This window comes from Actibacterium sp., from assembly GCF_041584535.1.
In the GTDB taxonomy this organism is placed as follows: Bacteria; Pseudomonadota; Alphaproteobacteria; order Rhodobacterales; family Rhodobacteraceae; genus Actibacterium_D.
The window spans coordinates 1-11,566 of the sequence record NZ_JBFHDW010000047.1 but is presented as its reverse complement, the minus strand read 5'-3'; the positions used below and the strand labels follow the sequence as shown (position 1 = coordinate 11,566).

General features: G+C 62.4%; 15 protein-coding genes and 1 pseudogene. 6 read left to right on the top strand and 10 right to left on the bottom strand.

The window, feature by feature from the left end:
* From ABYW26_RS03960 to folK, 5 genes are all read right to left on the bottom strand, one after another.
* The coding region (locus ABYW26_RS03960) for a pyridoxine 5'-phosphate synthase (protein ID WP_372603498.1) at positions 1–449 on the bottom strand (449 nt) is incomplete at its 3' end.
* Positions 442–1,128 (bottom strand): DUF2062 domain-containing protein, encoded by a 687-nt coding sequence (locus ABYW26_RS03955; protein WP_372603497.1) that lies wholly within the window; start codon positions 1,126–1,128, stop codon positions 442–444. The genes ABYW26_RS03960 and ABYW26_RS03955, both read right to left, overlap by 8 nt.
* 20 nt (positions 1,129–1,148) lie before the next feature.
* Positions 1,149–3,275 (bottom strand): bifunctional (p)ppGpp synthetase/guanosine-3',5'-bis(diphosphate) 3'-pyrophosphohydrolase, encoded by a 2,127-nt coding sequence (locus ABYW26_RS03950; protein ID WP_372603496.1) that lies wholly within the window; start codon positions 3,273–3,275, stop codon positions 1,149–1,151.
* A gap of 34 nt (positions 3,276–3,309) precedes the next feature.
* Positions 3,310–3,666, bottom strand: a complete 357-nt coding sequence (rpoZ, locus tag ABYW26_RS03945) for a DNA-directed RNA polymerase subunit omega (RefSeq protein ID WP_372603495.1) — start codon at positions 3,664–3,666, stop codon at positions 3,310–3,312.
* An 86-nt stretch (positions 3,667–3,752) separates the two neighbouring features.
* Positions 3,753–4,340 (bottom strand): 2-amino-4-hydroxy-6-hydroxymethyldihydropteridine diphosphokinase, encoded by a 588-nt coding sequence (gene folK, locus ABYW26_RS03940; protein WP_372603494.1) that lies wholly within the window; start codon positions 4,338–4,340, stop codon positions 3,753–3,755.
* 99 nt (positions 4,341–4,439) lie between these two features.
* Here folK and ABYW26_RS03935 point away from each other — a divergent pair, with 99 nt between their 5' ends.
* From ABYW26_RS03935 to ABYW26_RS03920, 4 genes are all read left to right on the top strand, one after another.
* Positions 4,440–5,012, top strand: a complete 573-nt coding sequence (locus ABYW26_RS03935; RefSeq protein ID WP_372603493.1) for an NYN domain-containing protein — start codon at positions 4,440–4,442, stop codon at positions 5,010–5,012.
* Positions 5,013–5,102: 90 nt separating this feature from the next.
* Positions 5,103–6,053 (top strand): 4-hydroxy-3-methylbut-2-enyl diphosphate reductase, encoded by a 951-nt coding sequence (ispH, locus tag ABYW26_RS03930; protein ID WP_372603492.1) that lies wholly within the window; start codon positions 5,103–5,105, stop codon positions 6,051–6,053.
* Positions 6,053–6,517 (top strand): ribonuclease HI, encoded by a 465-nt coding sequence (rnhA, locus tag ABYW26_RS03925; RefSeq protein WP_372603491.1) that lies wholly within the window; start codon positions 6,053–6,055, stop codon positions 6,515–6,517. Before ispH ends, rnhA begins: the two co-directional genes overlap by 1 nt.
* Positions 6,514–7,134 carry a trimeric intracellular cation channel family protein gene (locus ABYW26_RS03920; RefSeq protein WP_372603490.1) on the top strand — a complete coding sequence of 207 codons (621 nt, stop codon included), beginning with the start codon at positions 6,514–6,516 and terminating at the stop codon, positions 7,132–7,134. The genes rnhA and ABYW26_RS03920 overlap by 4 nt, the downstream gene beginning before the upstream one ends.
* On the opposite strand, the gene ABYW26_RS03915 is transcribed toward ABYW26_RS03920, so the two are convergent.
* From ABYW26_RS03915 to def (ABYW26_RS03900), 4 genes are read right to left on the bottom strand one after another with little or no spacing between them, the layout of a single operon-like run.
* Positions 7,135–7,374, bottom strand: coding sequence for a GlsB/YeaQ/YmgE family stress response membrane protein (locus ABYW26_RS03915; protein ID WP_372603489.1), 240 nt, complete (start codon positions 7,372–7,374; stop codon positions 7,135–7,137).
* Positions 7,375–7,401: 27 nt separating this feature from the next.
* Positions 7,402–8,301 (bottom strand): methionyl-tRNA formyltransferase, encoded by a 900-nt coding sequence (fmt, locus tag ABYW26_RS03910; protein ID WP_372603488.1) that lies wholly within the window; start codon positions 8,299–8,301, stop codon positions 7,402–7,404.
* Positions 8,301–8,801, bottom strand: coding sequence for a peptide deformylase (gene def / locus ABYW26_RS03905; protein WP_372603487.1), 501 nt, complete (start codon positions 8,799–8,801; stop codon positions 8,301–8,303). The genes fmt and def (ABYW26_RS03905) overlap by 1 nt, the downstream gene beginning before the upstream one ends.
* A complete protein-coding gene (gene def, locus ABYW26_RS03900) occupies positions 8,798–9,319 on the bottom strand; it encodes a peptide deformylase (RefSeq protein WP_372603486.1) in 522 nt (173 codons plus the stop codon). The genes def (ABYW26_RS03905) and def (ABYW26_RS03900) overlap by 4 nt, the downstream gene beginning before the upstream one ends.
* 110 nt (positions 9,320–9,429) lie before the next feature.
* Between def (ABYW26_RS03900) and ABYW26_RS03895 the strand changes: the two genes are divergently transcribed.
* Positions 9,430–10,602: a MalY/PatB family protein gene (locus ABYW26_RS03895; RefSeq protein ID WP_372603485.1), complete on the top strand. Its 1,173-nt coding sequence runs from the start codon at positions 9,430–9,432 to the stop codon at positions 10,600–10,602.
* Positions 10,603–10,609: 7 nt separating this feature from the next.
* Here ABYW26_RS03895 and ABYW26_RS03890 read toward each other — a convergent pair whose 3' ends face one another.
* A complete protein-coding gene (locus ABYW26_RS03890; protein WP_372603484.1) occupies positions 10,610–10,954 on the bottom strand; it encodes a hypothetical protein in 345 nt (114 codons plus the stop codon).
* Between the two features lie 178 nt (positions 10,955–11,132).
* On the opposite strand from ABYW26_RS03890, the pseudogene ABYW26_RS03885 reads away from it, so the two are divergent.
* Positions 11,133–11,566, top strand: a pseudogene (locus tag ABYW26_RS03885) (glutathione S-transferase family protein); the annotation flags it as partial.

Genomic DNA, 11,566 nt, shown 5'->3' with positions numbered 1-11,566 from the left:
TCGATCTGAGCGGCGTCAGCGGCGATAAAGATCGACACCCGGCAGCCGGCCTCGGCCAGCGGCGCGATGAAATGCGCCAGCCGGTTTTCCTCGCGCGCGACTTCCAGCCCGCCTTCGGTGGTGCGCTCTTCGCGCTTTTCCGGAACGATGCAGACCGCATGCGGCTTATGACGCAGGGCGATGGCCTGCATTTCATCGGTGGCGGCCATCTCAAAATTCAGCGGCAGGGTCAGGCTGTCGATCAGCCGCTCGATATCCGCGTCCGAGATATGACGGCGATCTTCGCGCAAATGCGCGGTGATCCCGTCGGCGCCGAATTCCTCGGCCAGCTTGGCGGCGCGCACCGGATCGGGATAGGCGCTGCCGCGGGCGTTGCGCACGGTGGCAACATGATCAATGTTCACGCCAAGGCGCAAACGGCCCAGCGGTCGGGTGACGAGATCAGACATTGTTGGCGCCTTTCTTGGCCGCGGGCTTTACCTCGGTTGCAACCGCCGCCTTGCGCGCAGCCTTTTCGCGCAATTCGGCCAGTTTCTTTTTCAGACGGCCCCGACGGTGCTTTTGATAGGCCGTGATGACCGGCAGGCTGAGGTAATAGGCCAACAGCCCGGCAACAACCCCCAGAACCATGCCACCGAACAAATACGGCAGGAACACCCGGTCAAAGAATTCCGACAGGTTCGCCCAATTCGCCTCGGCATCGGTGAACAACGCCAGAAAGTTGTTCAGGAAATCCTCGGCCGCGCCGGTGAACTGGTTCACCAGCGACTTGTTTACATTGGCATCGAACCGCGAGCCCATCAGGAAATGCCCGACCTTCATGCTAAGCACACCGATCGGGATAAAGGTCAAAGGATTGCCGACAAACGTGCCCGCCAGCGCCGCCCAGATATTGCCGTTCATGATCTTGGCCAGAATGCCCGCAATCACCAGATGAAGACCAAAAAGCGGGGTAAAGGCGGTGAACACGCCGGCAAAGATGCCGCGGGCGATCCGTTCGGGGCGGTCGGGCAGGCGCCGGACGCGGTGCCGCATATAGAAAAACGCCCGTTGCCAGCCACCGCGCGGATAGAACATCTCCAGCACGATGCGCCAGACAGAACGCTTGTCGCGGCGCTTAAAGACCAACCCCAGACCCCCTAGTTGCTTCAGGGTTTGCGCGAGGCATCCCGAAAGCGTTCAATCCCAGCCACGTCGCTTTCGGCCTCAAGGGCCGTCATGACCGTATGCAGATGCTCGGCTTCACGCAAATCCACATCTATCAGTAACCGATAGAAGTCGGGTTTGCGGTCAGCAAAATGCATATCCGAAATATTGGCCTTCTGGTCACCGATCAAGGTGCATATCCGCCCCAGCACCCCGGCATCGTTGCGAATGGTGACATTCAGCGTCACCGAATGCACCGCCGGGTGCTTGCCCGACTGCCAATGCAGGTCGATCCAGCGCTCGGGCTGTTCCTCGTATCCGGTCAGGGCCGGGCAATCGATCGCGTGAACGATAACGCCCTTGCCGCGATAGGTGATGCCGACGATCCGCTCGCCCGGGACCGGCTGACAGCATGGGGCGATGGTGAAATGCTGATCCGCCGACAGGCCGACCACGGCACGATCGGCCGAGATTTCATCGCCGGTATCGCGCGCCAGATCGGGATAGATCGCGTTGACCACATCGGTGCCGCGCAACTCGGCACTGCCCAGACGGGCCAGAACCTCGGCAGCATCTTCAAGCGCTAACGTCTTGGCGGCGGTGCTCAACGCCTTGTCGGTTGCCTTGCGACCGACGTTCTCGAACGCGACGCGGGCCAGTTCGCGGCCCAGCTTGATATACCGCTCGCGGTCTTCTTCGCGCAGGCTGCGGCGGATCGCGGCCTTGGCGCGACCGGTGACAACGATGTCGATCCATGTCGTTTGCGGGCGCTGCCCTTCGGCGGTGATGATTTCCACCGACTGGCCGTTTTTCAGCCGGGTCCATAGCGGCACGCGGATGCCATCGACCTTGGCGCCGACACAGCTGTCGCCGATGCGGGTGTGGATCGAATAGGCGTAATCCAGCGGCGTCGCGCCCTTGGGCAACTTCACCACGTCGCCCTTGGGCGAGAAGCAGAACACCTGATCCGCATACATCTCAAGTTTGACGTTTTCGAGAAATTCGTCGTGATCTTCGGCGTTGGCAAAGCGTTCAGTCAGCGCCGCCAGCCATTTCGCCGGATCGACCGCGAACGGGTTCGAGGCCCGAACACCATCCCGATAGGACCAATGCGCGGCCACACCGGCCTCGGCAACCTCGTGCATCTGGCGGGTGCGGATCTGAACCTCGACCCGCTTACCATCGCGGCCCGATACCGTGGTGTGGATCGAGCGATAGCCGTTGGTCTTGGGCTGGCTGATGTAATCCTTGAACCGGCCCGGCACGGCGCGCCAGCGGTGGTGGATCGCGCCCAGAACACGATAGCAATCGGCCTCGGACCGGGTGATGACCCGGAAACCGTAAATATCCGACAGGCGGGAAAAGCCCTGGCTTTTCTCCTGCATCTTGCGCCAGATCGCATAGGGCTTTTTCGCGCGGCCAAACACATCGGCGTCGATATCGGCCTCTTCCAATTCGTGCCGGATGTCCTGAGTGATCTGCTGGATCACATCGCCGGTTTCCCGCTGAAGCGTGATAAAGCGCCGGATGATCGAATTGCGGCCCTCGGGGTTCAGGACGCGAAACGCCAGATCCTCAAGCTCTTCGCGCATCCATTGCATACCCATGCGACCGGCCAGCGGCGCATAGATATCCATGGTCTCGCGCGCCTTTTGCACCTGCTTTTCGCAGCGCATCGATTTGATGGTGCGCATGTTGTGCAGACGGTCGGCCAGCTTGACCAGAATGACCCGCAGGTCTTTGGACATCGCCATGAACAGCTTGCGAAAGTTCTCGGCCTGTTTGGTCTCGGACGAGGACAGCTGAAGATTGGTCAGCTTGGTCACGCCATCGACCAGCTCGGCCACGTCGGCGCCGAATTGCTCGACGATCTCGGTATAGGTGGATTTCGTGTCCTCGATCGTGTCGTGCAAAAGCGCGGTGATGATCGTGGCGTCGTCCAGCCGCATCTCGGTCAGGATGGCGGCGACGGCAACGGGATGGGTGAAATACGGCTCGCCGGATTGGCGGAACTGCCCCTCGTGCATCCGCTCGCCATAGGCATAGGCGCGGCGGATCATGTCCTGGTTCGTGCGAGGGTTATAATTGCGAACCAGAGAGATCAGGTCTTCGACGTCGATCTTCGGCATCTGGTCCGCAATCCGGTGCTGGGCTTTCTAAGCCTTATTTCTGACCTTGTGCGGCCATCAGCGCCCGCAACAGTTTTTCTTCCGACATGTCGTCATCGGCAGGTTTGTCCGCCTCGCCGCCACCCATCAGCAAAGCCATCGAATCCTCTTCGGGTTCGTCGACTTCGATCTGGGTCTGGTTGCTTTCGATCATGCGCTCGCGCAGGCTGGCAGCCGACTGAGTTTCCTCGGCGATTTCGCGCAGGGCGACAACCGGGTTCTTATCATTGTCCCGATCAACCGTCAGCGCACCGCCGGCAGCGATCTCGCGGGCGCGATGAGAGGCGAGCATTACCAGCTCGAACCGGTTCGGAACCTTGTCAACGCAATCTTCGACCGTCACGCGGGCCATGAGAAACTCCAATCCAACTGGGAAAGTTGAGAGCCTTACTTATTGAGTCGCACGGGCCTTGACAAGAGGAGAATCCTGTGACGCCGCTACAATGGCCGGATCGCTGCCTTGTCCGCCTCTGGCAGGGCCGCCAGCATTTCCGCCACGCTTTGCCCCGAGACCGGATGCACCCAGTCCGCGGCGATGTCCGCCAGCGGCACCAGCACGAACGCCCGGTCCTGAATCCGCGGGTGCGGCAGGATCAACCGATCCGGTGCCGCGCGCATCTGCGCCTCAAGCGGCAGGTCGCGCCAAGCCGCATAGGTCGCCAGATCGGGCAGAACCGCGCCGCCGAAATCCAGCAGATCCAGATCCAGCGTCCGCGCCGCCCAGCGCGTATCGCGTTCGCGGCCAAACGCGGCCTCGATCGCGTGCAGCGCCGCCAGCAGGTCGGTCGCGGACAAATCGGTCTCGATCCGCGCCACCGCATTCACATAGTCAGGCCCCGATCCCGCCGGAAAGCTGGGGGTGCGAAACAGGCGGCTGGCCTGCACCGGGGCGCCTTGCAGTTGCGCCAGATGCTCCAGCGCCCGCTCAAGTGTAGCTCCGGGATGGCCGGCCAGTGACGTTACGTTGCCACCCAGCGCGACCAGTCCTTGTGTATAGGCCGCCCGGCGGTCGAACTCTTGCGGCATATGGTCGGTTCCCCTAACTTCTTTCGTTACATTTCGCGCAAATTCATTACCGACACCACCACTCACATCGTGCGGAATGTATTATGGGAAGGAAATATTATGTTTTACCGGGACGAACGGCTTGCGCTGTTCATAGACGGGTCAAACCTTTACGCGGCTGCAAAGGCGCTGGGGTTTGATATCGACTACAAACTGTTACGACAGGAATTCATGCGACGCGGCAAGCTGCTGCGCGCGTTCTACTATACGGCCTTGCTGGAAAACGACGAATACTCGCCCATTCGTCCCTTGGTGGATTGGTTGCATTACAACGGCTTCACCATGGTGACGAAACCCGCCAAGGAATACACGGACTCGATGGGCCGGCGCAAAGTCAAAGGCAATATGGATATCGAACTGGCCGTGAACGCGATGGAGCTGGCGCCGCATGTCGATCACATCGTGCTGTTTTCCGGCGATGGCGATTTCCGGCCGCTGATCGAAAGCCTGCAACGCAACGGGGTGCGTGTGTCGGTTGTTTCGACCATCCGCAGCCAACCGCCGATGATCGCGGACGAATTGCGCCGTCAGGCCGATAATTTCATCGAGCTGGACGAATTGCGCGACGTGATCGGCCGCCCCCCGCGTGAGCCGCGCCCGGATCAGTCCGGTGATTACGGCGATAACGACTAACACCGAACCGGGGCCACGCGCCCCGGTTTTTCGTTGGGGCTGGACCCCGGCGCGGCTTAGCCTTACCTGTTCCCCAACAGGAGCACGACGATGACCAAGCCCCCGCTGACCCTCTATCTTGCCGCCCCGCGCGGGTTCTGCGCCGGTGTCGACCGGGCGATCAAAATCGTCGAGATGGCGATTCAGAAATGGGGGGCGCCGGTCTATGTGCGCCATGAAATCGTCCACAATAAATTCGTCGTCGACGGGTTGCGCGATCTGGGCGCGGTGTTTGTCGAGGACCTGGACGATTGCCCCAATGACCGCCCGGTGATCTTTTCCGCCCATGGCGTGCCGAAAACCGTCCCGGCCGAGGCTTCGCGCCGCGAAATGATCTATGTCGATGCCACCTGCCCGCTGGTCAGCAAGGTCCATATCGAGGCCGAGCGTCACCACCAGAACGGCCTGCAAATGGTGATGATCGGCCATGCTGGCCACCCCGAGACCATCGGCACCATGGGCCAGTTGCCCGAGGGCGAGGTGCTGCTGGTCGAAACCACCGAGGACGTGGCGGGCCTGGCCGTGCGCGACCCCGAAAAGCTGGCCTTCATCACCCAGACCACGCTGTCGGTCGATGACACCGCCGGGATCGTCGCCGCGCTTCAGGCCCGGTTCCCGGCGATTGTGGGGCCGCATAAGGAAGACATCTGTTACGCCACCACCAACCGGCAGGAATCGGTCAAGGCCATCGCGCCGCGCATCGACGCGCTGTTGGTGATCGGCGCGCCGAACTCGTCGAATTCGCAACGTCTGGTCGAGGTCGGCAAATCGCAAGGCTGCGCCTATAGCCAACTGGTGCAGCGGGCCGCGAACATCGACTGGCGCGCGCTTGAGGGCATCCGCGCCGTCGGCATCACCGCCGGGGCCAGCGCCCCCGAGGTTCTTGTGAACGAGGTGATCGACGCCTTCCGCGACCGGTATGAGCTAACGGTGGAAATCGTCGAGACCGCGCAGGAAGACATCGAATTCAAAGTGCCGCGCGTGCTGCGGAAACCAGCCTGATGCCCGATTATTTCGCCTATACCGACGGCGCCTGCTCGGGCAATCCCGGCCCCGGTGGCTGGGGCGCCTTGTTGCAGGCCAAGGACGGCGCACGGGTTCTGAAGGAACGCGCGCTGAGCGGCGGCGAGGCCAACACCACCAACAACCGCATGGAACTGCTGGCGGCGATCAACGCGCTGGAAACCCTGGGGCGCGGCACCGCGATCACCATCGTGACCGACAGCCAATATGTGAAGAACGGCGTGACCAGCTGGATTCACGGCTGGAAGAAAAACGGCTGGAAAACCTCGGCCAAAAAGCCGGTGAAAAACGTCGAGCTGTGGCAACGGCTGGACGAGGCGCAAAAACGCCATCGGGTGACGTGGGAATGGGTCAAAGGCCATGATGGCCACCCCGAAAACGAACGCGCTGACGAACTGGCGCGCGCCGGTATGGCACCGTTCAAGCCCGGTGGCGGGCAATGACCCTTACCGATACGCTGGATCTGGCTGCGGTTCTGGTCTTTGCCCTGACCGGCGCCTTGACCGCCAGCCGCGCCCAACTGGATATCGTCGGCTTTATCTTCGTCGCCTGCCTGACGGCCATTGGCGGCGGCACGCTGCGCGATCTGCTTCTGGGGCGCGATCCGGTGTTCTGGGTCTCGGCGCCGGAATATATCCTGCTGGCGGCAGGGGCGGCGGTGCTGGTGTTCTTTACCGCCCACCTGTTCGAAAGCCGCTATCGCGCAATCCTGTGGCTGGACGCGCTGGCGCTGGCGGTTGCGGTCTCGGCCGGGGTCGGCGTGGCGCTGTCGATGGAGGCACGCGCGGTGAACGTCGTGACCATGGGCGTGGCGACCGGCTGTTTCGGAGGCCTGATGCGCGATGTCGTCTGCAACGAGGTGCCGCTGGTTCTGAAACAGGGCGAGCTTTACGCGACCGCAGCTTTCGCAGGCGCGCTTTCGGCGCTGGTGGCGTTGCAATTCGATCTGTCGCTGGCGGTGGCGCTGATCGCGGCGGCAGTGGTGACGTTCATCCTGCGCGCTGGCAGCATGGTGTTTGGCTGGACCCTGCCGGTTTACCGGCCTCGCCCGCCGCGCTGATCACTTGCGCTGGATATAGGTCTGATAGGCCCAGATCAGCAGTGCCGCCCCAAGGATCGCGCCGACAAACCCGGCGGCCATTCCGGTCATCACCAACAGCACCCGCAGGATCAGTCCGCCCAGCAACGCCCCGGCAATGCCGATGACGATGGTGGTGATCAGATCCGCCTCGACTTTCATCATCCGGGTGGCGATGAAACCGGCAGCGGCGCCGATGATGATAAGAAATAAAACGCTCATACCGACACTATGACCGAAAGCCGGGGGTCAATCCACCCGGTCCGGCAAGTCAAATCCGCGCAGGAACTCGTCCGCCAGCATCGCACGCTTGCCGGGGCGCTGCGCCTCAAGCACCTCGACCGCGCCAATACCGCAAGCGATGGTCAGTCCCGACAGAACCTGCCCCGGCGCGCCGGTCCCCGCTGTCAGGCGCGAGCGCAGAAGTTTTACCCGCTCGCCCGCGATCTCGCACCATGCGCCGGGAAAGGGCGACAGGCCACGGATCTTGCGATCAACCTCGGCCGCCGGGGCGGTCCAGTCGATCCGCGCCTCGGCCTTGTCGATCTTGGTGGCATAGGTCACGCCCTGTTCGGGCTGCGGCGCGGGCGTCAGGTTGGGCAGGTTTTCCAAAGCCTCGACAATCAGGGCCGCGCCCATGTCGGACAGGCGGTCATGCAGCTGTGCCGTGGTTTCTTCGGCCCCGATCGGGGTGGTCTGGCGCATGAGAACCGGACCCGTGTCCAGACCAGCCTCCATCTGCATGATGCAGACGCCGGTCTCGGCGTCGCCCGCCATGATCGCGCGGTGAATCGGCGCCGCACCGCGCCAGCGCGGCAACAGCGAGGCATGAATGTTCAGGCAACCAAAGCGCGGCGCGTCCAGCACCGGCTGCGGCAGGATCAGGCCATAAGCCACCACCACCGCCACATCGGCGTTCAGCGCGGCAAATTCGGCCTGCGTCCCGGCATCACGCAGCTTTTCCGGGTGCCGCACCATCAGACCCAGTTCCTCAGCGCGGGCATGAACCGGCGTCGGGCGGTCTTTCTTGCCCCGCCCCGCCGGGCGCGGCGGCTGGCAATAGACGCAGGCGATCTCGTGCCCGGCCGCGACAAGCGCATCCAGAACCGGCACCGAAAATTCGGGCGTGCCCATGAACACGACGCGCATCAGCCTCTCCTGAGCTTTTCGGCCCGCTTCAACAGCCGGTCACGTTTCAGCCGCGACAGGTGATCGAAATACATCTTGCCGTTCAGGTGGTCGATCTGGTGCTGCACCGAAGTGGCCCAGAGATCGACAAAATCGCGCTCTTCGACCTCGCCCGTCGCGTTCAGAAACCGCACGGTCACGGCGCGGGGGCGTTCGATCACCGCCGACATGCCCGGCAGATTCGGCGAGGCTTCTTCATGCTCGCGCAGCTTGACCGAGGCATGCAGGATTTCCGGGTTCGCCATGCGGATCGCCTTGCCGCGCGTGTCCGAGCAATCGACCACCGCCAGCCGCAGCATCACCCCGATCTGCGGCGCGCCCAACCCGTAACCGGGCATCGCATCCATGGTTTCCACCATGTCATCCCAGATCGCGCGAATCTCGTCCGTCACCGACTCGACCGGCGCGGCGACGGTGCGCAGGCGCTTGTCGGGCCACGGAACGAACGGGCGCGAGGTCACGGGCGTGTCCGCTCGCGTTTCAGTTTCTGCATCTTTCGGGTGATCATCTGGCGCCTCATCGGCTTGAGATAGTCAATGAACAGCTTGCCGTTCAGATGGTCGATCTCGTGCTGCACACAGGTGGCCCACAGGCCTTTGAAATGCTCTTCCCGCGGCGCGCCGTTTTCGTCGATCCAGCGCACTTCGACCTCGGCGGGGCGATCGACCTCGGCATATTGGTCGGGGATCGACAGGCAACCCTCTTCATAGGTGCTGACATCCTCGGACGACCAGGTGATTTCCGGGTTGAACAGGATCATCGGGCGCGGCGCGGCGCCTTCTTCCTTGATGCAATCCATCACCAGCACACGGCTAAGCACGCCAATTTGCGGCGCAGCCAGCCCGATGCCCGGCGCGTCATACATGGTTTCCAGCATGTCACGACCCAGTTGGCGCAGCTCATCGGTGATGTCACCAACGGGCGAGGCCACCGTTTTCAGGCGCGGGTCGGGGTGGATCAGGATCGGTCGTATCGTCATGGCCGTGGATTTAGGGCAAGACGCGGGCTTTCGCAATGTTGCTTATCGTCGCTTATGCCTTGCAACCGACGTCTGACGGGATAGCTTGCCCCAAGACCAAGGAGACCCGCATGAATTTTGACGAGATTATCCAGCGCCGCGGCACGCATTCCTCCAAATGGGACAAGATCGAGGCCGTCTATGGCATCACCGACCCCGACGCGATTCCCATGTGGGTGGCCGACATGGACTTTCGCCCGCCCGCCTGCGTGGCGAACGCGGTGCAGGCGATGGTCGATCACGGGGTGTTCGGGTATTTCGGCGATGAAAGCGACTATCAGAACGCGATCTGCTGGTGGATGCAGACCCGCCACGGCTGGCAGGTTCAGCCCGAGTGGATTTTCTCGACCCACGGGCTGGTGAACGGCGCGGCGCTGTGCGTCGACACCTTTACCGATCCCGGCGATGGCGTGGTTCTGTTCACGCCGGTCTATCACGCCTTTGGCCGGGTGATCCGCGCCGCAGGGCGCAAGATCGTCGAATGCCCACTGGTCAACACTGATGGCCGTTACGAGATGGACTTTGACGCCTATGACGCGCTGATGACCGGGGCCGAGAAATTGGTGATCCTGTGCTCGCCGCACAATCCCGGCGGCCGGGTCTGGAGCCAGAGCGAACTGCAAGGCGTCGCTGATTTCTGCAAGCGTCACGACCTGATCCTTGTCTCGGACGAGATCCATCACGACCTGATCATGCCGGGCCACAAACATTTGCCGATGCCGCTGGCCGACCCATCGATCCTCGACCGGCTGGTGATGATGACCGCCACCACCAAGACCTTCAACATCGCCGGATGCCACACCGGCAATGTCATCATTCCCGACCGAGCCTTGCGCGCCCGCTTTGGTGCCCGGATGGCGGCGCTGGGACTGGCGCCCAACGCTTTTGGCCTGCATATGGCAACGGCGGCCTATTCGCCCGAAGGCGCCGCCTATGTCGATGAGCTGATCACCTATCTGGATGGCAACCGGCAACTGCTGGATCAGGGGCTGTCGCAGATCCCCGGCGTCAGATCCATGCCGCTTGAGGCCACCTATCTGGCCTGGGTCGATTTCGCCGATACCGGCATGAGCGCCGAGGAATTCACCCGCCGGGTCGAACGCGACGCGCGGGTGGTGGTCAATTACGGCGCGACCTTCGGCACCGGCGGCGAAACGTTCCTGCGGTTCAATTTTGCCACCCCGCGCGCCCGCGTGGCCGAGGCGGTCGAACGCCTGCAACAGGCGTTCAGAGATTTACAGTGAACGTCGTTCAGCGCAACAAGGCAATCGGCGTCTGCGGGTCGCGATAATAATCCAGCGGTGCCTTGTCTGTCGCGGCGGTGTTGCGTTTGAATTCGAAAATCAGCTCGCCCGCCTCTTCTGACGAGGCGACGATCAGCGCTTGATACAGGTGCCGCCCGCCGTCATAGACATCGACCAGCCCGCGCAGATGCGGGGCGGTTTCCGCGTCCAAAGCAAAGCCCCCCGACCAGAACCGCAGGATGCGATAGCTTTCGCTCCCGGCCTCGACCCTGAGGCGGCTTTTCTTTTTCTGAGCGGCCTTGCGGGCCAGCTCCAGACCCTCGCGCACTTCCTTTGGTAGAAAATCCGACATTTCTTCCCCCATCCCTTCCTATAAAAAACACCGTTCACCCCTAATCCGTCAAGAATACCTTGGTCGCGGACCCGAATTTCCTTGGTGCATCTGCGCAGACTCAGTGCGCGCTGATGCCGAATAGCCGCACCTGCGAATAGCGATTACATCCTGTCCCAGCAAAGACAGGAGCAGGCGTATGGGCGTTCTCATCGATGGCAAATGGAGTTCACAGTGGTATGACACCTCTGCAAATGGTGGCCGGTTTCAGCGCACCACCGCAGGGTTTCGCAACTGGATCACGCCCGATGGTCGCCCCGGCCCCAGCGGCGAAGGTGGTTTCGCCGCTGAAAGCGGGCGCTATCATCTGTATGTCTCGCATGCCTGCCCATGGGCCCATCGCACGATGATTTTCCGCAGCCTCAAGGGGCTGGAGAACCATATCTCGGCCTCGGTTGTTCACCCTGATATGCTCAGCGATGGTTGGACCTTTGACACCGATTTCGACGGCGCCACCGGTGACCGCCTGTTCGGCGAAAAGTTCCTGCGTGATGTCTATACCCGCGCGGCCCCCGGCGTATCCGGTCGGGTCACGGTGCCGGTTCTGTGGGACATCCGGCGCGGCACGATCGT